General features: G+C 57.3%; 16 protein-coding genes. 7 read left to right on the top strand and 9 right to left on the bottom strand.

Going from position 1 to position 21,418, the window contains the following annotated elements:
- Positions 1–288: 288 nt before the first annotated feature.
- Both QZ377_RS06050 and QZ377_RS06045 read right to left on the bottom strand, forming a co-directional pair.
- The gene (locus QZ377_RS06050) at positions 289–1,353 is read right to left on the bottom strand and encodes an HD domain-containing phosphohydrolase (protein ID WP_291440297.1); all 1,065 of its coding nucleotides are present in this window, start codon (positions 1,351–1,353) and stop codon (positions 289–291) included.
- Positions 1,354–1,388: 35 nt separating this feature from the next.
- Complete coding sequence (locus QZ377_RS06045; RefSeq protein WP_291440296.1) at positions 1,389–3,140, bottom strand: methyl-accepting chemotaxis protein; 1,752 nt, start codon at positions 3,138–3,140, stop codon at positions 1,389–1,391.
- 333 nt (positions 3,141–3,473) lie between these two features.
- On the opposite strand from QZ377_RS06045, the gene QZ377_RS06040 reads away from it, so the two are divergent.
- Positions 3,474–3,668, top strand: coding sequence for a helix-turn-helix transcriptional regulator (locus QZ377_RS06040; protein WP_012623973.1), 195 nt, complete (start codon positions 3,474–3,476; stop codon positions 3,666–3,668).
- A 358-nt stretch (positions 3,669–4,026) separates the two neighbouring features.
- The gene (locus QZ377_RS06035) at positions 4,027–4,293 is read left to right on the top strand and encodes a helix-turn-helix transcriptional regulator (protein ID WP_291440295.1); all 267 of its coding nucleotides are present in this window, start codon (positions 4,027–4,029) and stop codon (positions 4,291–4,293) included.
- Between the two features lie 82 nt (positions 4,294–4,375).
- Here the strand turns inward: QZ377_RS06035 and flhA are convergent, their stop codons facing one another.
- Entirely contained in the window at positions 4,376–6,475 is a 2,100-nt protein-coding gene (flhA, locus tag QZ377_RS06030) for a flagellar biosynthesis protein FlhA (protein ID WP_291440294.1), read from the bottom strand.
- A 51-nt stretch (positions 6,476–6,526) separates the two neighbouring features.
- Positions 6,527–7,606 (bottom strand): flagellar biosynthesis protein FlhB, encoded by a 1,080-nt coding sequence (gene flhB / locus QZ377_RS06025; protein ID WP_291440293.1) that lies wholly within the window; start codon positions 7,604–7,606, stop codon positions 6,527–6,529.
- Positions 7,607–8,041: 435 nt separating this feature from the next.
- Here flhB and QZ377_RS06020 point away from each other — a divergent pair, with 435 nt between their 5' ends.
- Positions 8,042–9,268, top strand: a complete 1,227-nt coding sequence (locus QZ377_RS06020) for an MFS transporter (protein WP_291440292.1) — start codon at positions 8,042–8,044, stop codon at positions 9,266–9,268.
- Positions 9,269–9,470: 202 nt separating this feature from the next.
- Here the strand turns inward: QZ377_RS06020 and QZ377_RS06015 are convergent, their stop codons facing one another.
- Genes QZ377_RS06015 through QZ377_RS05995 form a run of 5 tightly spaced genes read right to left on the bottom strand, consistent with a single transcriptional unit; the run spans position 9,471 to position 14,843 of the window.
- A complete protein-coding gene (locus QZ377_RS06015; protein WP_291440291.1) occupies positions 9,471–10,349 on the bottom strand; it encodes a prephenate dehydrogenase/arogenate dehydrogenase family protein in 879 nt (292 codons plus the stop codon).
- Positions 10,346–11,800, bottom strand: coding sequence for a 3-phosphoshikimate 1-carboxyvinyltransferase (locus tag QZ377_RS06010; RefSeq protein ID WP_291440290.1), 1,455 nt, complete (start codon positions 11,798–11,800; stop codon positions 10,346–10,348). The genes QZ377_RS06015 and QZ377_RS06010 overlap by 4 nt, the downstream gene beginning before the upstream one ends.
- Positions 11,797–13,056 (bottom strand): prephenate dehydratase, encoded by a 1,260-nt coding sequence (gene pheA / locus QZ377_RS06005; RefSeq protein ID WP_291440289.1) that lies wholly within the window; start codon positions 13,054–13,056, stop codon positions 11,797–11,799. Before pheA ends, QZ377_RS06010 begins: the two co-directional genes overlap by 4 nt.
- Before the next feature lies 1 nt (position 13,057).
- Positions 13,058–14,041, bottom strand: coding sequence for a 3-dehydroquinate synthase II family protein (locus QZ377_RS06000; RefSeq protein WP_291440288.1), 984 nt, complete (start codon positions 14,039–14,041; stop codon positions 13,058–13,060).
- Between the two features lie 4 nt (positions 14,042–14,045).
- Positions 14,046–14,843 (bottom strand): 2-amino-3,7-dideoxy-D-threo-hept-6-ulosonate synthase, encoded by a 798-nt coding sequence (locus QZ377_RS05995; RefSeq protein WP_291440287.1) that lies wholly within the window; start codon positions 14,841–14,843, stop codon positions 14,046–14,048.
- A gap of 1,054 nt (positions 14,844–15,897) precedes the next feature.
- Between QZ377_RS05995 and QZ377_RS05990 the strand changes: the two genes are divergently transcribed.
- From QZ377_RS05990 to QZ377_RS05975, 4 genes are all read left to right on the top strand, one after another.
- The gene (locus tag QZ377_RS05990) at positions 15,898–17,301 is read left to right on the top strand and encodes a Na+/H+ antiporter NhaC family protein (RefSeq protein WP_365854388.1); all 1,404 of its coding nucleotides are present in this window, start codon (positions 15,898–15,900) and stop codon (positions 17,299–17,301) included.
- 279 nt (positions 17,302–17,580) lie between these two features.
- Positions 17,581–18,234, top strand: coding sequence for a GntR family transcriptional regulator (locus tag QZ377_RS05985; RefSeq protein WP_291440285.1), 654 nt, complete (start codon positions 17,581–17,583; stop codon positions 18,232–18,234).
- Between the two features lie 903 nt (positions 18,235–19,137).
- Positions 19,138–20,454 (top strand): hypothetical protein, encoded by a 1,317-nt coding sequence (locus QZ377_RS05980; RefSeq protein WP_291440284.1) that lies wholly within the window; start codon positions 19,138–19,140, stop codon positions 20,452–20,454.
- Positions 20,455–20,478: 24 nt separating this feature from the next.
- Positions 20,479–21,183 (top strand): autotransporter outer membrane beta-barrel domain-containing protein, encoded by a 705-nt coding sequence (locus QZ377_RS05975; protein ID WP_365854385.1) that lies wholly within the window; start codon positions 20,479–20,481, stop codon positions 21,181–21,183.
- The last annotated feature ends 235 nt before the right edge of the window (positions 21,184–21,418 follow it).

Below are 21,418 nucleotides of genomic sequence, written 5' to 3'. Positions count from 1 at the left end.
AGCTGAAAAACAGGGGAGAGCAAGAGGCGGCATGCTCATGCGCGCAGGGCGTGTATTGCGGGATTGTTCAGGCAAAGGCACGGCAGGAAAAGAGAAAACCGCCTGTCTGAGCCAGGCGGAACAGGGGCTTGCGGGACCGGGGCAAGGTCCCCCTGTGCGAAGTTCGTGGCGCTTCGCACAGGGGGTGGGGCGGCAAGGGCATCCGGGCCGGTTACGGCGGACTGGGGAGTACGCCCGGCAGGGACCGGGCATGCCGCACAGTGTTACGGCCCATGTGCCGCCCCGGATTCAGGCAATAAAGGTGGAGCCGATTTTCTGAAAGCTGGTTGAGATGTTTTTGAATATTTCCCGGTTTTCGTAAAAACATGCAGCCACAACAGGGTCAAAGAGCGTTCCCCTGTTGTCCATAATATACTGTGTGGATACGGAATGAGGCCACGCGCCCTTGTAAACGCGGGCAAAGCGGGTGGCATCGTAGACATCGGCCACCGCCATGAGCCGCCCCACATACGGGATTTCATCACCTTGCAGGGACAGGGGATAGCCGGACCCGTCCCAGCGCTCGTGGTGGGTACGCGCGATTTGTTCGGCAAAATCAAGAAAGCGGGAATCGGAAATAAGCCGGAGACTGTGCAGCAGGTTGCCTCCATGCAGGGTGTGGGTTTTGATGGTGTTGAATTCTTCGGCTGTCAGGGGGCCGGGTTTTTGCAGAATGGCATCAGGAATATGCACCTTGCCGATATCGTGCAGGATGGCGGCCTTGCTCATCTCCTTTATATCCTGCCCGGTCAGGGGTCCGGAGGCGTGCCGCTGCATGGCGGGAACCTCCAGCAGTACCTTGATGTATCGCGCCACACGCAGGAGGTGCCCGCCGGTATCCGGGTCTTTCATGGCGGTGAGGGTGGCCATGCCTTTCAGGAAAATGTTTCTGGAAGAAGACATGTGGGCGCTCAGGTGTAAAAAAGCCTCCTCTGTGCGGCATTGGCCCAGGGTGGCCGCCATGCGTATGGCAAGCTCGCTGTTGGTTACGGGTTGTGTAAGGTAGTCGTAAGCTCCCGCGCTGAAGGCGGCCTCTTTATCTTCAAGAAGTGCGCTGTGCCCTGACAAAACGATGACGGGCGGCCGTGAAGATTGCTGGAGCGCAGAGAGGCGAAGCAAAAAAGCATACCTGTTTTCCGCATTGCCGACGGGTGCTGGAGAAAACAGAACGACACGGGGCAGCCGCGCGATGATATCATCCAGGGCGGTGTCTTCACAGGAATGGTGAGTGAAGGTGCAACCGGGCAGAGCCTGCTCCAGTTGGCGGGTCAGTGTCGGAGTCATTCCTACGGATACAATCAGAGGCGTATGCATGCGCGTCTCCCCATATGATCATTGGCGGCCGATGGTTATTTGCCGCGCAGGTCGATAACCAGGTTTTTTAGCCCGTCCGTCTGCTCAGACAGTTCCACCACCGCCTGGGCGCACATATGCATGGCGGTGGCCCCCTCGTCGGCCATGCGGTTTATTTCGTCCAGAGCGCGGGTAATTTCTTCGCTGGCCGCGGACTGTTCTTCTGCCGCCGCCGCAATATTGCGTACCTGATCTGCCACGGTTCCAACATTATTTACTATTTCCACCAGCGACTGGCCGGATTTTTCCACAAGCTCGGCCGTGCCATTGAGTTCGGTAGAGGTTTGTTCCACTGCGCTGATGCTGTCTCTGGTTCCCTGCTGTATGCCGCTGATGGCTTCTCCCACTTCTTTGGTGGCGTTCATTGTACTTTCGGCCAGCTTGCGCACCTCATCGGCCACCACGGCAAAGCCGCGTCCTGCTTCTCCGGCGCGGGCCGCCTCAATGGCTGCGTTGAGAGCCAGCAGATTGGTCTGATCCGCGATGTCTGAAATAACCGTCATGATGGTTCCGATGTTTTCTGCCCGTTCTCCCAATGATTCCATATATCCTTTGAGGCGCTGGGCATCTGTCTGCACGACGCTGATGGATTCCACAGACTGGCGAACTATCGATTCACCCTGAAGCGCGTTTTCACGGGCAAGGTTGGCCCCGTCTGCCGCTACCCCCGCATTGCGCGCCACTTCAAGCACGGTGGAGTTCATTTCTTCCATAGCTGTGGCAGACGTGGCCACGCGCTCGCGCTGGATGTCGGTTCCTCTGGTGGATTCCTGGATCTGGGCAGAGAGTTCTTCGGTGGCCGTATACAGCCGGGCGGTCACGCCTTCGATGTTTTCAGCCGTGAGCAGGATGGCCTTGTGGCCTTCTTCGGCCTTGCCCTTGGCGATATTGGCCTCTTCTGTGGCGGCTGCTGCCAGCCTGCTTTGCTCGCGGGCTGCCGCGCTCTGTTCTTCGGCTTCGGCAATGCGGCGGCGCAGGTTCTCCACCATATGGGCCAGCGCGTCGGCCAATTGCCCGATTTCGTCAGAACGGTTCAGGCTGAAATCCTGGTCCAGGTCGCCGCCGGCTACCCGTGTGGCCTTGCCCGCGATAGACACCAGCGGATTGGCTATGCCCCGCTTTGTGGCAAGGCCATATAGTGCGCCGAGCACAAGGCCCAGTGCCAGCAGTGCAAAACTGTACAGGCGACCGCGTTCGTAGGTTGCTGTGGTTTCCACCGACCGCCGCTCTGCTTCGCGCATCATTGCTGCGCCAAGATCACCCATCATGCTTTCCACACCGTTGACCTGTTCACGCATCCTGACCAGATCATCAAGCAGGCCTTCTGCGGAAACGGTATCCACTTTGCTGATCAGTTCTTTGTAGCCGGAATCCATCTCGGCAAAAGCCTGTTGCAGTTTTTGCAGCAAAAGCCTGTTGCTTTCATCGGTGATGAGCGGCTCAACCTTTTTCAGGGCCTCCACAGCCTGTCCGGTGTAGCGGGCATAATTCTGCACATATCTCGGGCGGACGTCAGGGGGGAAAAGTATGACATTGTAAAGCGCCCGCACGGACGCGAGCATGTGGATATTGGCCGCATTGGCATAGGCAAGGCCATGCAGGTCAGTGGAGTACATGCTGTCGGCCTCGTCGTTTACCAGGCCGAGCTGCCGGATGCCCCAGAAAGCGATGCCTGCCATGCAAAGCAGCAAAAGAACAATCAGGGCTGTAAGCTTGGTGCCTACTTTCAGATTGGAAAAAAAGTTCATCACATCCTCCTTGCAGAAGTTGCAGAGCAAAGATTGCCTGCTGCCGGCATCCACATGGGTTTATGGAACCCGGCAGGGACAATCCGGACCGTGTTTTGTGGCGCATGGCCTGGAGTGAGCCCGGCTGGGCGCAAAATGCGGTGCAGCAGGTTTTGATTTTGCACAACATTGTATGCTTTTTGCAGTTTTTGCGGGCACGCCGTGAAAGCGGGTGTTGTTTGCAGTGCCGCGCGATTGCCTCAGAACCGGAGCAATTCTGACTTTTTACAGTGATATATCACCGTAAACTAGTTAGAGCAAGGCTGCTAAGATATTCTGGTGAGAGGTAGCGACATGTTGAGAAGCAATCTTAAAAAGATAATGAATGAAAAAAAGGTGACGTACAAAGAGCTTGAAGCGCGAACAGGTTTGTCGAGTCAAACTATAACACGAGCGAGAAATCACCTTATTATCGAATGTCGGATGTCCACACTTTTGAATATCGCCCAGGCGCTGGATGTAAAAGTTAAAGATTTGTTCTCGGAATAGTCTGTTACCGAGAAAATAACATTTCATCTGATTTCAGTTTTGTTTTACTTTTAGATATCCTTTTTAAATTAAATAAATTTTATGTTTCCTTTATATACTGTTTTCTTTATTTTATGACTTTTAATTGTGCTATTTTAGCATACTACGAATAAATATCCGGTAGTAACAGTAAAGGTATACACCTCATCAGCTTTGAATAGACGATAAACATATCCCGACTACAGCACATTGTGCTGTTTTTTCACAACTCTGCCCGCAAAAAACTGTTCTCCCTCCTTTTTATACAATGTCCTGACAGTCAATATTGGTGGTAATATATTACCATAGAATGCCAGGAAAATTTCGCTATACTGGTGAAATGGAAAAATATCCTTATTTAAATGAGTATGTTGCCAATGTTTTAAAGGAAAGGCGCGAAGCTCTTGCCATGAGCAAGCGCAAGCTGTCTGAGCTTGCGATGATAGAGCGGGCGTATATTACCGGGCTGGAGAATGGGAAATGGAATGTGACATTAAATGTTTTCTTTTTCCTGAGTGAGGCTCTTGAAATTGAACCTGAGAAATTTATTGAGCTGGTCCGGAACGAAATTGAACAATTGAAAAATGAAAGGGTTCATAATCAGTGAACTGATTATGAACCCTTTTGTGGAACAGTGCTGTATATAAAGGCGGTCAGCTTTTTACGGTTCTGCTCATGCAGTGCGCGGCCTATTCCGCAGCCACGCTGCCCACAGCCTGAAGCCGGATGTCCGGCGGAATTTCGGCTTGTGAAATAACCGGTACAGATGGCAGAAAGCGCGTGACAAGCTGGGCCAGGTGCGGCCGTATGACAGGGTTCACCAGCAGCACGGGCTGGCCGTCAGTGTTGACGGCGTTTTCCACGGCGGCACTGATGTTCTGTACCAGCCGCTGGGCCGCAGCGGGGTTGAGCGAAAGAAAGGTTGCTCCTGTGTCCGCCTGGCGCACGCCTTCCTGCACCATGCGTTCGGCATTGGGGGCAAGGGTGAGCACGGGCAGGGTTCCCTGGCTGTCCAGATAGGGGCGCACGATGGAACGGGCCAGCTTTTCGCGAACGTATTCCGCCAGTATTTCTGGGTTTTTTACGCCCGCGCCAAAGTCGCCCAGGGTTTCCACAATGGTGAGCATGTCACGTATGCTCACGTTTTCGCGCACCAGCAGTTGCAGCACCTTCTGCACGGTGCCAAGGGGCAGCACGCCGGGTACAAGGTCTTCCACAGCCTTGGGCGAATGCTTGGCCACGGTGTCCAGCAGGCCCTGAACCGCCTGGCGGTCAAGGAAGTCGGCCAGATGACGCTTGAACACTTCCGTCAGGTGCGTGGCTATGACCGTTGCCGGGTCCACCACGGTGTAGCCCGCCAGCATGGCTTCTTCGCGCTGGCTGTCGGGTATCCAGAGCGCGGGCAGGTTAAAGGCCGGTTCGCGCGTTTCTATACCGTGAATCTTGGTGGTTACGTTGCCGGGGTCCATAGCCAGAAAATGGTCTACAAGGATTTCCGCCGAAGCCACCTGATTGCCCTTGATCAGCAGGGAATACTGGCCGGGCTTGAGCTGCAGGTTGTCACGCAGGTGCAGTGAGGGGATGACCACGCCCATATCCAGCGCAAACTGCCGCCGGATGGAGCGTATGCGCGCCAGCAGGTTGCCGCTCTGTTCTTCGTCCACCAGGGGGATAAGGCCGTAGCCCACTTCCAGCTCAAGCGTATCCAGTGGCAGCAGGGCCTGCACTTCTTCGGGAGTATCGGCAGTGCCGGATCCGGCCTTGGCCTTCTTTTCCTTGCTCTCTCTGGCTTCTTTATCGGCATCATTTTTTTCCGTGAGGCGCGCCACCGTGAAAATAAGGCCGGCGATGACCAGAAAGGGAATGGTGGGCAGGCCGGGAACAATGGCAAAGAGCAGCAGCACGGCCGAAACCATCTTGAGCGCCCGGCTGTTGAAGGTAAGCTGGGCCAGAAATTCCTCGCCCATTTTGGCTTCGGAAGCTGCGCGTGAAACCAGCAGGCCTGTACCCGTAGATACGATGATGGACGGTATGGTGGATACGAGACCGTCGCCGATGGTCAGCAGCGAATAGGTCATCAGGGCCGTGTTCCAGTCCATATCCTTCTGCACCATGCCGATGATGATGCCGCCCACAATGTTGACGATGGTAATGAACATGCCCGCGTTGACGTCGCCCGAAACAAATTTGCACGCACCGTCCATGGCGCCGTAAAAGTCTGCTTCTTTGCGCATGCCCTTGCGGCGGGCGGTGGCTTCTTCTTCATCAATAAGCCCGGCGTTGAGGTCGGCCTCGATAGCCATCTGCTTGCCGGGCATGGCGTCCAGGGTAAAGCGGGCCGCCACTTCGGCGATGCGCGTAGTACCTGCGGTGATGACCACCTTGTTGAGAATGAACAGGATCATGAATATGACCGCGCCCACCACGTAGCTGCCGCCCACGACAAATTCGCCGAAAGCGCGGATGACCGAGCCTGCGGCGTCAACGCCCATGTCGCCGTTGAGCAGGATGAGCCGGGTGGCGGCCACGTTGAGCGAAAGGCGCAGCAGGGTGGTCACCAGCAGCAATGACGGAAAGATGGTGAACTCCAGCGGGGAGCTCATGAACATGGTGGTAATGAGCACCAGCAGGGATATGGAAATGCTCACGCAGAGCATGATGTCGAGAAAAAATGTGGGCAGCGGAACCAGCATGACCAGAAGGATGATGACCACGCCGGCGGCGAGCATGATTTCTCCGTTACGGGAAAATCTGCTGTAGTCGAGCTTGGGAAGGCTTGTTGAAGCCATTTTTCTGACACCTCGCTTCTGCGCCCGGTTTTGGCACGCACGCTGGAAAAACTATGAATTATGTACCTTTGGCTTGAGCTTCCAGATGGCGGCCAGCACTGTGGCAACGGCCTTGTAAAGCTCTTCGGGGATCATGTCCCCCACCTCGGCAGACTTATACAAAGCCCGTGCCAGAGGCACATTTTCGCGGATGGGAACATTGTGCTCACGGGCCGCCTGCTTGATTTTTTCGGCAAGGTGATCCGCGCCCTTGGCAAGCACCACGGGGGCCGGAGCCTCTGTGGCGTTGTAGCGCAGGGCCACGGCTATGTGCGTGGGGTTGGTGATCACCACGTCGGCCTTGGGTACGTCCTGGAGCATGCGCTTGCTCATGGCTTCCATCATCTTTTTGCGCTGCTGGTTTTTGACCACGGGGTCACCGTCGGCCTGTTTGTGCTCGTCCTTGACCTCATCCTTGGTCATTTTCATGTTTTCCTTGTACGCGTAGCGTGACTGCCACACGTCAAAGGCCGCGATGATGAGGATGGGGATAAGGGCATAGCTTACCAGCTTGAACGCCATTTGCAGCATGTACACGGCGACACCTTCGGTGGTGGCATAGTACATTGGCAGAAAATTCTGATATTCCTTGTAGATGATCCATGCAGGTATGGTGGACAGTATAAGGGAAAACATCAGGCTCTTGATGGTGCGCAATATGGTCTGGGGCGAAAACAGCATCTGCTTGATGCCCTTGAAAATATTGAAACGCTGAAACTTGGGCTTGAAAACCTTGGTAGTCCACAGCTTGCCCACCTGCAGGCGCTGGGCCAGCATGCTCAGCACAGCCAGGGTAAGCAGGATGGGCATGATGATCTTGCAGACCTCAATCATGAGGTCCAGCGTGAGGCTGTAAACATTTTCCGGGTTGGGGTCGAACTCCCACGCGTGGCTCAAAAAATGGCGGAACAGCTTTTTGATTGCTTCGCTCATGGGGCCTATCCATGCATAAAGAATGGACATGCCGCCGAGCAGGCTTACAGCCTTGCCCAGTTCCTGGGATTTGGGAACGTTCCCCTCGCCGCGCTGCTTTCTGATGCGCTTCGGGGTTGCTTCTTCTGTTTTGCTGGGATCTTTCTGTTTGCCGAACATGCCGTTTCCGCCGTCGTTTTATTGGCACATGGCTGGAAAAACCACGCGCACAGATCAGGATAGCAAGAAGCGTACCCGGAGGAACCTTACGGCGTGTCCCTGTTACGGCCTGTTGCGGGCCTGTCATGGGCGGCTGCTCACTGCCGGAAAAGAAATACCTGGGGAGCGCGGCGGGGTATGCCCCGCGCGGCCGGGCTTGAGCCTCTGCGGCAACGGGTGTATGGCTGGGGCAGGCGAGGCCTGTGCGGCCTGCCAGGCCGGTATTTGCGGTTATCTTGTGCCACAGGTTTGTGACCGTATCTGCACCAATATCTGCGCCAACATCGACATCGGACGGCCCGGCTGCGAGACTGCCCGTTGCCGGTGTGCTTTTTGCCGTTTGGCGGACCGCTGCCCTGTGATGTTTTTCGGTGCGGCACTACTTCAGAGGATGACATGTTTTACGGCTGGAAGATAAGCCTGCTTTCCATGGGCGGCAATTTCATGCTTCAGGGTACGGTGCTCTATTGCATGAATGCATTCATGGAGCCGCTCTGCGTGGCATATGGCTGGACAAGGGCGGAAGTGAATATCAGCATGGCCGTGGCCGCCCTGGTGGGGCAGTTGGCCATGCCTGTGGCGGCTTCGCTTTCCGCCCGGTTTGCGCTGCGCCGCCTCATGACGGCCGGGGCGCTGGTGGGCGGCGTTGCCACCATTTTACAGGGCATGACGAGCAACCTTGCACTCTTTACCCTGCTGTTTACCATTGCCTGGAGCGCCACCCAGATCTGCGGCGGTGTTGTGGGCAACGCGCTGGTGAGCAACTGGTTTTATTATTTTCGCGGCCGGGCATTCGGCCTTGTCAACGCGGGTACGTCGCTTTCCGGCGTGGTGCTGCCCCTGGTAAGCATGGCTCTTATCAATGCTTTTGACGTGAGCACGGCCTACCTTGTGCTGGGGCTGCTCACCTGCGGGCTTGCCCCCCTGTCATGGTTTATGGTGCGCGACACGCCGCAGGCCATGCACATGCACCCTGACGGCAGAAAGCACGAACCCCCGACCGGGCGTTGCAGGCTTGCGCCGGACACGTCCTTCAGGGGATTGATGCATTCGCCCTATGCCTATTGCATGGGCATCGCCTTTGGTCTGGCCCTTATGGTCAGCTCTTCCGTCATGAGCCAGATGAAGCCGCGTTTTGTGGACCTGGGGCTGGCGCCCTATACGTCCATGCTGCTGGCCTGCGCGGCGGCCCTGTGCGCGGCCCTGGGCAAGTATGCGTGGGGCTGGGCCTGCGACCGTTTTACGCCGCTGGCGGCTGCGCACGTCATCATGCTGGCCTGCGCCCTGAGCCTGTGCCTGGGTTTTCTGCCTCCCACGGTGTGGGGCATGACCGTCTTCAGCCTCAGCTTCGGTCTGTGCGTCGGCGGCCTGTGGACCGTGCTGCCCGCGGTGGTTTCCTACTACTACGGCAGCGGCAATTTTTTGCCGTCCTACAAATTCGTGTCCGTGTTCATTGTCCTGCGCTGTCTGGGATATCCCATCATGGGCTATTCTTACGACCTTACCGGAGGTTACCGCGCGGCAGACGTGGTTTTTGTGGCCATGCTGCTGCTTTCTCTGGCATTGAGCATGTGCCTGCGCGAGGATGACGCCGTGGAAGGCGGAACCAAACGGCATAAATAGGCGGCACAGCCGGGCGACATGCCTTTGAAAGAAGCTGCCCCACGTTCATGTGCTTATGCCGCTCGCCACGGAAGCTGGCAACGCGAAGAGCCGGACGGCCTCCCCTGACCCTTCGGCAGTGGCTGAAGCTGGCGCACATTTTCCCACGCGGGGCTGTCAGACAAGGGTAACGCACCCTTGCCGGGCTTACAGCGCGCGTATTTCAGGCTTCTGTCAGCCCGTCCTGGCCGCATTCTTCCGGCCACCACCACGCGGCCCGCTGGCAAAGCAGGTCAATATCCCCGGCAGCGGCCAGGTTGAGCATCTGCCGGTACTGGCGCACGGCCTCATGGCTGTGGGCGTTGGCCTCGAACAGTCCGGCAAAAAGACGGGCGTCTTCAGTCAGCATTTTGCGGGCTGCATGATGGCGGCGGCGGAAAGACGGCGTCAAAAAAGGCAGCAGATCATCCTGCCCGGCCAGCAGCGAAAAATAGGCAAGGCTCGTGATGAAGTTCATGTTCTGTATGCGCGCCATGGCCTTGTCGTGCTTTTCCGCTGTGGTCATGAAGGTGCGACAGCCGATTTTTGTAAAAAAGGCCTCCACCAGAGCCAGATGCTCCGGGTCCGCATTGTGGCCGGCGGTCAGGGCAACGGGAAGATCAGCTTCCGCTTCCGGGCTGGGGCCGAAAAGAGGGTGGGTTCCCACCACGGGGCCGGGCCAGATGCGCTCCATCTGGCGCATGGGCTGTTCCTTCACCGAAGTGATGTCGGCCAGTACCGCCCGCGCGGGCAGGTGCGGGCATACGGCGGCCGCCACTTCGCCGAATACGGCAGCGGGAACACACAGCACGGCCATATCTGCTCCGGCGCAGAATTCAGACAGCTTTTCCGGCGCAAGGGGAACGTCCACCCCGACGACATCAAGACCGGCAGCCTGGGCGCGGGCCACAAGCATGGCCCCCATGCGGCCCAGGGAGCCGATGATGACTGTTCTGCCCGCGCGTTTTTCCCTTTCCAGAATTGCCGTTGAATCCGCCGTGTCCGCGCTCCGGCTGTCTGCCGCCGTGGCACGGCAACGGTTTTGGTCTGCGTGCGCCGTCATGCCAGTTTCTCCCAGATATTCCAGAATTGCGGAAAGGATTTGCTGACCACCGAGGGATCGTCCAGGCGCGAACGCACTACGGCTTCGGGGCGGCAAAGGTCGAGCAGGGCCAGCGACATGGCGATGCGGTGATCGTTATGCGCTGACAGGGTCTGGCCGTCGGGCAGAATGGGATGGTCGGGCTTGCCGTTGTTGCGGCCGCCCAGGCCGTTGATCAGCATGCCATCCGAAAGTTCGTCCACAACCACGCCGGTCTTGCCCAGCTCCGTAGCCGGAGCCTTGATGCGGTCAGACTCCTTGTGGCGCAGGTGGGCCACATTGCGGATGCGCGTAGACCCCTGGGCAAAGGCCGCCACCGTGGCCACCGTGGGTACAAGGTCCGGGCAGTGGCCCATATCCAGGTCCACGCCGTGCAGGCGCGAGGGGTAGACCGTCACGGCCAGGGGTTGCACATCCACCCTGGCTCCCATTCTTTGCAGGATGTGCAGCATGGCGCGGTCGCCCTGCAGGGAGTCCGCACGCAGGCCTTCCACACGCACCGGGCGGCGGCCGATGGCTCCCGCGGCAAGCAGGTAGGACGCGCCGGACCAGTCGCCCTCAACCGTATATTCTCCGGCACGGTAAGGGCCGGGGTAAACGGTAATGCGCAGGCAGCCGGGCAGGGCCTCGTCCAGCCTGCGCCACGCGCCGTCGCCCATGGGCTGCCAGGACGCTCCGGTATGGCGGCGGGTCTGCACCTCAAATCTGACGCCGTAATCCGTAAGGCATTGCAGGGTCAGCCCCACATAGGGCCAGGATACGGCCTTGCGGCCGCCCAGGGCCAGGGTCAGGGGGGTGGGACACATGGGGGCGGCCAGCAGCAGGCCTGAAAAATACTGGCTTGAAATATCCATGCCCAGTTCCACCACCCCATCGCAGCGGGCCGGGTCAAGACCGTGAGCGGTGAGGACACAGGGGGGGCAATCCGGCTTTTCTTCAAAGCTTGCCTGCGCGCCCAGCGCGGTGAGGGCATCAGTCAGCTCTGCAATGGGGCGTTCGTGCATACGGCCCGCCCCGTGAATGCGGAACACCCCCTGGCCTGCGGCCAGCACGGCCGTGAGCAGGCGGCAGGTAGTTCCTGACTCTTCCACATCGCAGGACAGTGGCGCTGCGGCTGTGCCGCCGCGGGGGGCGCCGTTCATGCCCGTAACCCGCCAGGCTCCCGAAGCGGGCGTGCTTTCGGGCAGTTCTTCCATCGTGGCCCCGGCTGCGCAAAGGATGGCGCGGGTGCGCTCCAGGTCGCGGCTTTCAAGTGTGTGGCGCACAATGGAAGTACCCCCGGCCAGGGCCGCGCCCATAAGATAGCGGTGCGATACCGATTTGGAGGCGGGGGCCGTAACGGCCACGGTTTCCGCTGTTCCGGCGGCTTCCACAGTATGGTTGGCGGCTGCGGCGCCCTTGGTCTGGCTCATGATTCTTTCTGCTCCGGTTCGTCCGTATGAAGGTCAAGGCGGTCCAGTTGCGGCCCCGTGGGGTAGCTGCCCAGAATGCGAAAGCCCGTACAGGCGTGGCCCAACTGGACCAGCAGGTCTGCGTGGCGCGGGTCTTCGAGGTCACTTTCCACATCGGCAAAGAAAACATACTTCCAGCACTGGCCGCGCATGGGGCGCGACTCCAGCTTGCGCATGTTGATGCCGTGTCCGGCCAGCAGGTCCAGCACGCGTGAAAGCGCTCCGGCCTTATCGGGAAGGGTGAAAAGCAGGGACGTTTTGTCCGCGCCGCCATGCCCGGGCTGGGGATTCTGTATTTTACCGCCCTGGGCGGTGGAGGCCTTGGGGCCAATGATGACAAAGCGCGTCCAGTTGCCGGGCTCGTCTTCAATGCGGCTGGCAAGAGTGCCAAGACCCGCCAGGTCGGCCAGCTTGCCGTGCCCGATGGCCGCCGCATGCTCCTGATCCGGCCCCTGGGCCGCGCGCTGGGCGGCGGCGGCCGTGGATTCCACAGGCACAAGGCCCGCATTGGGCAGGTGCGTGCGCAGCCATGTGCCGCACTGGGCCAGAGGCTGCGGGTGCGAATAGACCGTGCGCACCGCGGCAAGAGAGGGCGCATTGCTCAGCAGGCAGTGCGAGATGCGTGAAAAAAGCTCGGCCTGTATAAAAACCTCGTGCTTGAGAAAAAGGTCAAAGCTCACGCCCACGGTACCCTGAAGGGAGTTTTCCAGCGGCACGACGCCCAGTTCACAACGGCCCGAGGCTACTTCTTCAAAAACCTGCGCAATATCGTTACAGGGGTGAAAGGTGGCCGCATGCCCCAGGTATTCAACCCCGGCAAAGTAGGAAAATGTTCCTTCCGGCCCCAGATACGCCACGTTTTGCGGCCGTTGCAAGGCGCGGGACGATGAAAATATTTCGCGCCAGATGGCCCGCAGGTGGTCTTCGGGCAAGGGGCCGGGGTTACGGGCGGCCAGGCTGTCGAGCACCTCTTTTTCGCGCACGGGCCTGAAGATAATGCCCGGCGATCCGGCCTTGATGCGGCCGACCTCGCAGCTCAGGGCGGCGCGGCGGTTAAAGAGGTCCAGCAGATCCTGATCCACCGCGTCTATCTCGTGCCGGATGGTGGAAAGGCGCTCATCGGCATTGTGGATTTTTTCTTTGCGCCCTGTTTCGCATCCCGTGCCGTGCTCCGGTGTGGAGGCGGGGCCGGGCCAGTGGCTGTTGCTGTCGCCCATGCTATACCTCCTGTATGTCTTCGCGCACGCGCATGCCGAAATGGCGGCCGGCTTCGTCCAGGCGGCAGAGCACGCGGTCGCCGGGCTTCAGCCCGACCACGCTCACGGCTTCGCCCTCGGGGGTGGTCAGGCGGATTGTTTCGGCATTCTGGAGGAAAACCGTACCGGTTTTTACGCCTTCGGGGGTTTCGACCTGGGCTTCCACAAGCAGCATGGGGCGCACTTCTATCTTGACCCTGCCGAGCGTGGCCACACTGGTTTCGCCCGTGTAGTCCACAATAAGAACTTCCTGCCCGGCGCGGAATTCGCCAAGGTAGGTGGTCTGGTCGCCGGGCAGGCGCACATAGGCGTGCACAGCACCGGCATTGACCCTGAAAGGACGGGCAGCCACATATTCATTGCGCTCGGTTTCGGCATGCACAAGAAAGGTAAAGGCGCTGGAATTGCCCACCAGCATGCCCTGGCCCTTGTGCAGCAGGGAGAGCGTGTCGGCGCAGACGCGGTGGCCGAGCCCCACAGGCTCCACGCGGGTGACCACGGCGGGCATAAGCTCTTCACGGCTGCGAGCCATCTTGCACTGGGCCACAATGTCCTTGAGGTCGGCCACGGCCGCCCTGGATACAACAATGCCCGCCACACCGCGTTCCAGAATACCTGCGGCAAGGCGGGCCTCGTCCAGTGTGCCGGCTTCGGCCAGCACGCTGTCGCTCTGGGCCAGAAGGTTTTCTACAGGAATAACCTCCCAGCCGCGCGCCAGTACCACGCGCTCGCCCTTGTGCAGCCGTTGCAGCACGGCTTCTTCGTCAGCCTTGACGCCAAGCGTCGCCAGGGGCGTTTCTTCAGCAGCCCATACAGGGCAGCGCGAAAGACCGGCCACCTGTTCCACATGTTCTGCGGGTACAATAACGCCGTCCACGCCGGACTCGAGAGCAAGTGTCACATCGCCCTTGTCAAAGGGAACACAGTTGAAATAAATGCGCGACATATTGCTATTCTCCCACCATGGTGATGGCTTGGTCCACACTGGCGTTTTCATGCACGATGGCCCGCAGGGCCTTGACCAGATTCACGCGGCTGGGGTGCTGGAAAACGTTGCGACCCACGGAAATGCCCGCGCCGCCCGCCTTGATGGAGTCGTGCACCATCTGGAGTATCTGGCGTGTGGACTCCATACGCTCGCCCCCGGCAATGACCACAGGCACGCAGCAGGAGGACACAACTTCTGCAAAGCTGTCCACATCACCGGTGTAGGGAACCTTGACGATGTCCGCACCCAGCTCCACGCCAACGCGGGCGCAATGGGCCACCACGTTTTTAGCAAAGCCGTCCTGAATCTGCGGGCCGCGGGCGTACATCATGGCCAGCAGGGGGATATGCCAGTTGTCGCAGGCTTCGGCCACGCGGCCAAGGTCTGCCAGCATGAGGCGTTCGTTGGGGTCGCCCAGGTTGACGTGAACAGACACGCAGTCCGCCCCGTGCTTGATGCCTTCTTCAACCGTGCCGACCAGGGTTTTGGTATTGCCGTTGGGCGTCAGGGCCGTGGAGGCGGAAAGATGGACGATAAGGCCGATGTCCTTGCCGGCGCTGCGGTGCGAGCAACGCACAAGCCCCTTGTGCATGAGTACCGCATCCGCACCGCCCCGGGCCATGTCGTTGACGGCCTCGCGCATATCCATAAGGCCATCAACTGCACCTATGGTGACGCCATGGTCCATAGGTACGATAATGGTCCGCCCGTTTTCCCGATTGATGATTCGTTCAAGACGGACTTTTTTTCCAAGGTACATGGCCTGCTCCTTTTAGTTGCTGACGTGCGTATTGCAGTCAAATTGCATATTGCCTGTAGCCGTGGACCGCTCGGCGTGAGCATTTTGAAGACCGGCCGCCCATACAAAAAAAGGGCCGCCGGCGGTTTGCCTGCGGCCCTTTGAACTTCCTAACTCGTTTTTTTGCGTCAGCGAAGCTCCCGACCACAGGCATCCATAAAGTACGCAAAAAAATACCAGCTATAAAAGCTAGCGGCGTAAGCGGAGGTGTGGTTGGAAGAAATGCGTTGCATGAAAAATCCTTGTTGTTTCTTCAAAAACGTTACGCCGGGTAAAAACCGCTGTCAATACCTTTTACGAAAAAAATAAAAGAACGCTTTTCGGTCTCGTCATGGCGGAGCCGTGTTTCTGAGAAGCGCGGTGTGACTGTTCTTATAACGTCATTAATAGTATGTAGTTATGTTTTTATGCTATGGCCCGGCCACGTCTCTGGAATTTTGCCAGTCTTGAGCAAGGGCCTTGGCGGCAAGGGCAATGTGTGGATCAGGCGCGGAACCCTTGGATGCTTGATCGCGGTCCTGGCTTTGACCACATGGCCGTACCCGGCGATAGCGCCGACCTGTGCGGGAGTTCCGCGGGGCATGCCCGGTTGCAATATGGACATCCCGGTGACGGGCATCGGCGTGAACCGCAAAAGTGCGTACAGGAAGATGCCGTGTATTTACCCGTGCAGGAACATGCGGGCCTTCCGGGTGTTTATACGCCCTTGCCGAGGCAAGCCGTGGTGGATTACGATGACCACCTGGAACCCGGCTATCCGTTGCCCACAGCCGCCATGGTGGATACGGTGCGCCTGCTCGCCCCTACAGAAAGCATTCTTCTTGACCCGGTGTACTCCGGCAAGGCCATGTCGGGCCTGATCGACCCTGTGCGAAAGGGATATTTCGCCACAGGCTTCAATGTGCTTTTTCTGCATACGGGTGGTTCTTCCGCCCTGTACGCCCAGCTTGACACGTTCCGCCAGCAGCCACACGGCCCGTGCGTTATATTTCCCCGAGGGGAGAGGAAGAAAACCATGCAGAATGACAAGTTGAAAATGTACGGCGGCATATGGGGCGGGCTTGTTCCCCTTGCCATACTGGTGGTGGGGCTTGTGTGGCTTTCCGTGGCGGGGCGGGGCGGCACCAAACCGTTCTGGGCCTGCGCCTGGCTGGCGCTGGCAGTGGGATTGTTTTTTGCCAGAAGCAAAGAGGAATACTGCAAGGCCGCCATGCGCGGCATTGGCGACAAAACCGGCATTGTCATCGTAACGGCCTGGCTGTTCGCGGGGGTGTTCGGCAAGCTTATGGCGGTCGGGGGGCTGGTGGACGGCCTGCTGTGGCTCGGCATGACCACAGGGGCGCAGGGGGCGATATTTACCTTGCTGGTCTTTGCCGCAGCCATGCTTTTTTCACTGGGTACGGGAACCAGCACCGGTACATGCATTGCCCTTACCCCGGTACTGTACCCGGCGGGATATTTTCTTGGGGCGGATCCGGCCATGCTCGGGCTGGCCATTCTGTCCGGCGCGGCTTTTGGCGACAATCTGGCTCCCATATCGGACACAACCATTGTGTCCGCATACACGCAGGGCGCCACCATGCGCGACGTGGTACGAAGCCGCTTTCCTCTCTGTATTGTGGCGGCGGCCTTTACCGCGCTGGCATTCTTGATTTTCGGCGGCGGGGGCGAGGCCGTGGTGCTGCCCGAGATCCAGGCCAGCCTGAACCCTTCCGGCATATTCATGCTGGTGGCCCTGGTTGTGGTTGTGGTGGCTGCGCTCAGCGGCAGGCATATTATTGAGGCGCTCATTTACGGCAACGTAACGGCGGCCCTGGTGGGCATGCTTATCGGCACGCTCAAGCCCGGCGATATTTTCGGTATTCCCGCCAGAGCGGGAGCTTCTACGGGAATCATCCAGTCCGGCATTGACGGCGTGGTGGGCGCGATTATTTTTGCCATCCTTATTCTTGCCGTTACCCAGATTCTGATGGAATGCGGCATCATGACCAAAATTCTGGAATTTGCCCACAAGAGTGTGGTCAGCACAGTGCGTCAGGCTGAACTGTTTATCGTGGGGGTGACCATTCTGGCGTCCATCCCCATTTCCGCCAATGCTCCGGCGGAATTGCTGGTGGGGCCGAGCCTCGTGCGGCCCATAGGCGAAAAATTCAACCTTGCCCCGGCACGGCGCGCGAATCTTATGGACTGCGCGGTGTGTACCATCTTTTTTGTCCTGCCGTGGCATATTGTGGTAGCCGCCTGGTATGGCGCCATGGTGAGCGCGGCAGAAAGCTACGGCATTGCGGCGCCGCCCATCAGCACGGCCCTGTGCAATCCGTATTCGTGGGCTTTGCTGGCAGTGCTGGTATTCTCTGCCGTTACCGGCTGGAACCGGCGCTACGCCACGCCTGGGGACGCGGCCCCCGAAGAGGCCTGACAACGCTGCCCGGACACGCCGTGTCATACCGCATAGGCGGCAGGCCAGATGCGCTTATTCCGGCTGCCGCTGTGTCAACTTTGTCACCGTGCCGATTTTACTGTAAAACTGCGGGGGCAGGCAGCCACCGCCAGGAGCAGCGCAATGTGTCGGGGTAAACGCCGAAGCGAGCGCTTTGCAAAGGTTGAGAATATAAATTCCCAACCTTACTATATGCGCTATGGACAAGGCATCATAATTTGCTAAGACTAACACAGGCAAACACACGAGGAGCAGACATTGAGCCAGGTTCAGACCTACAGCGCGCAAGCCATAGACTATATCAAGCAGTGCCTGCTTGACGGAACGCTCGCGCCCGGCGATCCCATCCGCGAAACAGAAATCGCGGAGTACCTTGGCATCAGCCGTGGACCCGTGCGTGAAGCCCTGCAAACACTTTTGCAACAAGGGCTTGTGACCGGACTGCCGCAAAAAGCCAAACACATCCGTCACCTGACAGCGCAGGAAATTGAAGACAGTTACTGCCTTGGAGGTACGCTGGAAGGGGCCTGCATTGTGCAGTCCATAGATAAATGGGATGACGCGGCCCTGGCCGAAGTGAAAGCCATACTGGACGAGATGGCGGAGCAAAGCCGGAACGCTACAGGGCTTTCGAGCATGAGTGCTGTGGACGAAGCTTTTCACAATGCGCTGCTTTCGCGCTGTAGCAACAGGCTGATGGTCAGAACGGCCCGCAATTCCTGCGCTCATATTTCAAAGTTTCTTTACTATAAAAGCTGGGATACGCTCTTTTCACCCCAGGAATTCTATGAGCGCCACGAGCTCATTTATGAGGCCCTGTGCAGCCGCGACCTGCAGCGCATCGAACGCGTCCTGCGCGAGCATTATGCCGAGTCCGGGCGGCGTCTTGGGCTTCAGTGCGGTCAGTGCTAGGGGCCGTTTAGCCTTTGATGCGCCGGCTCCGTGCATGGCCTTCCCGGTCTCCTTTACGAAGTGCCGGGTATAAGCTGGCAGCATTGCCGGGGATGCGGGTTTCGAAAAAACAAATGCCATATTTTTCCTGAGATAGGGCATCCCGCTCTGGATTTTTGGCAGCGCGGCATTCAAATTTCATCACGATACTACTGCGTTCGCAGCTTTCAGCAGGGATAAATTATTTATCCCTGCTGTCTTTTGTTTTTCCATTTGGACAATAGCCCTTCAGGGCAAGCCTTGCGATCCTGTCTTTGCTCCATTGCATCTGGCCGGCGTTATCGCCTGTCTGCCCGGCATGACCGCGACGCTGTGTGGGGTTCCTCGCGGTTTCTCATGAGGCGAAGAGCAGTATGCCCTTGCGAAAATTCTCCCCGCTGGGGTCGAACTGTTCATTGGGCTGGCTGAAGCAGGGAAGGTTCACCGCAATATAAGGCATGTCATGAGCATGAATAAGCAGACAGCAATTATATATGCTGAATGATAAGGTTATAACGAGTCTTGTCGCGCGTCATAGTGAAGGTGTAACTAAGGTCATATATATTTTATGTATGTTGTGTATAGAAAATATAATCATATATGAATTGTTTACAATCTTTCATATTTTTATGTTCATGTTGATGCAATTTGATATGTGTATAGCTATTGCAGAATGGTGCAGTTTGGTTAATCAAGCAGTTTATTTATTTGTAGTGTATTCATCTACTTGTTTTATACAATGTAAAATATGCATTAAGAATGTCTTATATAGTTGTTATTCTTTAGTTGTTTGTATATTGTTGACTTTGGTATAGTTATTTTGTGGCGTGCACCAGTGTTATTGTGAATTTTATTTCAAATAATTTTGCATGATTGGAGGTGTTTATGGCTGTGTCGAAAATGTGGGTCGGCCTTTTTGTTGCCGCGCTCTTCCTGGGCAGCGTTGCTCCTGGCAGCTCAAAGGCTGAAAATATTGTTTACGATGGATCGAATCCGGGCATGTTGCAGACGAACCCTGTCGGCACCGGCACGGCCATTTATCCGACCGGTCTTTCCGGAAATACCGTCACCGTGACGGCTTCCGGCCCAGGCTCGATCTTTGGCGGGCTTGCACTGGGCAATGAAGATGTGCGCAATAATACTGTTAATGTCTCAAATGCAATCGTTGCTACTATCCGCGGCGGCCATAGCGAAGGTGGGGGGATTGTTGAAAATAACACGGTGAACTTTTTTTCAGGCAGCACGATTGATTTGTCCGGAGGTTACAGCATTGGTGGAAACGCCATAAATAATAGCGTTATTCTTGATGGCGGATCTGTGCATTTGGAGGTGTCCGGTGGGTATAGCTCGGGTGGAGACGCCATTGGAAATACTGTTATCGTGTATGATGCTGCTGTCGGCACGCATGTAGCTGGCGGAGAAACTGATATTGGAAATGCAGTAAAAAATACCGTAATTGTGAATGCTGGATCTGTTGCGGATATTTACGGAGGCCTCGCTTTTCTTGCCGGTAATGCCACTGACAATATTGTCAGTCTTGCTGGCGGCACCATAACCGGCGATGTATGGGGCGGGCATGCTCCGGCAGGCGATGCTTTCACAGGCAATACTTTGAACGTCTCAAATCGGTTTACTTTCAATAGCCTGAACAATTTCGAATTTTTAAATTTCAATCTGCCTGAGGGGTTTCAGGCAAATAACCCCGGCGACGCTATGCTCACAGTAGCCGCAACCAGCCTTGGCGGTGCAAGCACAGTCAGCAGCATTAATGTGGCGCGAGGGAGCAGCTTTGCTGTCGGCGACACTGTAGCCCTGATCAACTCCACGGGTGTGATTTCCGGCAGCCTTGCCAAAAATACAGCGCAAGGCTTGAAGGGGGCGGCCCTTGTTTACGATTGGGATGTAAACCTTGCAGCCAACAGCCTCACGGCCACCCTGACCGGCATATCTGCCAACCCGCAACTGAAGGGGCCAAGCCAGGGCGCTCTTGCGGGAACAGCGCTTATTAATGAAGGGGGCAACCTTGCTGCCGAACAGGGCATCAGCAGTGCTGTTGACGCGACATGTCAAAAAAATCCGAAAGGCGATAAAGATTGCACGGGGTTGATAGGTTTCAGTGCGCTTCGAGCGGGTTTCTCACGCTATAATACCGGTTCCCATGTGGATATGACCAGCTTTTCATTTTTGGCAGGCCTGGCCTAGGGGCAAGAACTCAATTTTGGGCGTCTGACCCTGGGAACATTCTTTGAAGCAGGCAGCGGTTCCTACAATACGTATAGTTCTTTTTCCAATGCGGCATCAGTAGATGGCGACGGCAAGGCCCGCTACCTTGGCGGCGGCCTCCTGGCCAGAATGGATTTTGCCCCAGCGGGGCCTGGGCATTTTTATGTTGAAGGCACCGCCCGCACAGGCGGTCTCTACAATCATTACAATACGTCAGACCTGCACAACGCCATGAACCAAAGCGACGTCGGGTACGACAGGTACTCCGCCTATTACGGTCTGCATGGCGGTGGCGGTTATGTATGGAACCTGACAGAAGCTCTGGCTCTTGACATGTATGGCAAATATTTCTGGACGCGGCAGGAGGGCAACTCCGTCACTCTTTCCACCGGTGACCCTGTGGACTTTGATGATGTGAATTCCAACCGTCTGCGCATGGGCAGCCGCTTGACCTATACGCTCAATGACTATGTTAATCCCTATGTTGGCGCGGCCTATGAGCACGAATTTGACGGCAAGGCATCAGCAAGCACGTATGGCTACTCCATTAAATCCCCCACCTTGCGCGGTGACACGGGCATAGGCGAACTGGGCCTGTCACTCCGTCCGTCACAGGCAGTGCCGTTGACGCTGGATTTGAGCGTGCAGGGCTATGTGGGCAGGCGTGAAGGCGTGAGCGGCAACGCACAGATCAAGTTCGACTTCTAAGGCAATTAACGCTCCAAATAATTGCTTAACGGTCGGCAAAGCCACCCTATAGTCAAATCATTTGGCGACAAGGATTTGGAGACAAATTCTTGCAGGGTATTTCTAAGGATGAAATGTTCCAGGCGGCGAAAGTCATCTTTCCGCCAGATGGATGCCCCGCAGAAATCCATCTGGCCCGATGTTAGCCGCATCGGGGCATGGATGCTGTTTTTATGCAGACAGGCTCCCCAATCAG

Origin of the sequence: Desulfovibrio sp. (assembly GCF_019424165.1) — a bacterium.
GTDB lineage: Bacteria > Desulfobacterota > Desulfovibrionia > Desulfovibrionales > Desulfovibrionaceae > Desulfovibrio.
Note: the sequence above shows the minus strand (reverse complement) of the source record. Positions and strands in the feature narration are given on the sequence as shown.

Coding starts and splice junctions, on each gene's coding strand:
- QZ377_RS06050 (WP_291440297.1), bottom strand. CDS start 1,353: ATGCATACGCCTCTGATTGTATCCGTAGGAATGACTCCGACACTGACC.
- QZ377_RS06045 (WP_291440296.1), bottom strand. CDS start 3,140: ATGAACTTTTTTTCCAATCTGAAAGTAGGCACCAAGCTTACAGCCCTG.
- QZ377_RS06040 (WP_012623973.1), top strand. CDS start 3,474: ATGTTGAGAAGCAATCTTAAAAAGATAATGAATGAAAAAAAGGTGACG.
- QZ377_RS06035 (WP_291440295.1), top strand. CDS start 4,027: ATGGAAAAATATCCTTATTTAAATGAGTATGTTGCCAATGTTTTAAAG.
- flhA (WP_291440294.1), bottom strand. CDS start 6,475: ATGGCTTCAACAAGCCTTCCCAAGCTCGACTACAGCAGATTTTCCCGT.
- flhB (WP_291440293.1), bottom strand. CDS start 7,606: ATGTTCGGCAAACAGAAAGATCCCAGCAAAACAGAAGAAGCAACCCCG.
- QZ377_RS06020 (WP_291440292.1), top strand. CDS start 8,042: ATGTTTTACGGCTGGAAGATAAGCCTGCTTTCCATGGGCGGCAATTTC.
- QZ377_RS06015 (WP_291440291.1), bottom strand. CDS start 10,349: ATGACGGCGCACGCAGACCAAAACCGTTGCCGTGCCACGGCGGCAGAC.
- QZ377_RS06010 (WP_291440290.1), bottom strand. CDS start 11,800: ATGAGCCAGACCAAGGGCGCCGCAGCCGCCAACCATACTGTGGAAGCC.
- pheA (WP_291440289.1), bottom strand. CDS start 13,056: ATGGGCGACAGCAACAGCCACTGGCCCGGCCCCGCCTCCACACCGGAG.
- QZ377_RS06000 (WP_291440288.1), bottom strand. CDS start 14,041: ATGTCGCGCATTTATTTCAACTGTGTTCCCTTTGACAAGGGCGATGTG.
- QZ377_RS05995 (WP_291440287.1), bottom strand. CDS start 14,843: ATGTACCTTGGAAAAAAAGTCCGTCTTGAACGAATCATCAATCGGGAA.
- QZ377_RS05990 (WP_365854388.1), top strand. CDS start 15,898: ATGCAGAATGACAAGTTGAAAATGTACGGCGGCATATGGGGCGGGCTT.
- QZ377_RS05980 (WP_291440284.1), top strand. CDS start 19,138: ATGGCTGTGTCGAAAATGTGGGTCGGCCTTTTTGTTGCCGCGCTCTTC.